General features: G+C 68.5%; 1 protein-coding gene. It reads left to right on the top strand.

The genetic code is table 11. The features are described from left to right. Positions 1-248, top strand: a 248-nt coding sequence (locus GPA25_RS24460) for an Ig-like domain-containing protein (protein ID WP_169262842.1), incomplete at both ends; no start/stop codon positions are given.

Below are 248 nucleotides of genomic sequence, written 5' to 3' on the forward strand. Positions count from 1 at the left end.
TACCGCGCTCAGCGACACCGACTCCAGCTCGCAGGTGACCTTCACCTTCAGCGAAGCGCCGGTCGGCTTCACCGCGGGCGACATCGTCGCCGTCGGCGGCACCGTCACCAACCTGCAGGCCACCGCCAATCCGCTCGTCTTTACCGCCACCTTCACGGCGACCGACGGCTTCTCCGGCACCGCCAGCGTGAGTGTGGCCGACAACCTCTACACGAATGCGGCGGGCAACCTGGGCTCCGGTGGCAGCG

It is taken from the genome of Aromatoleum diolicum (assembly GCF_012910955.1).
GTDB lineage: Bacteria > Pseudomonadota > Gammaproteobacteria > Burkholderiales > Rhodocyclaceae > Aromatoleum > Aromatoleum diolicum.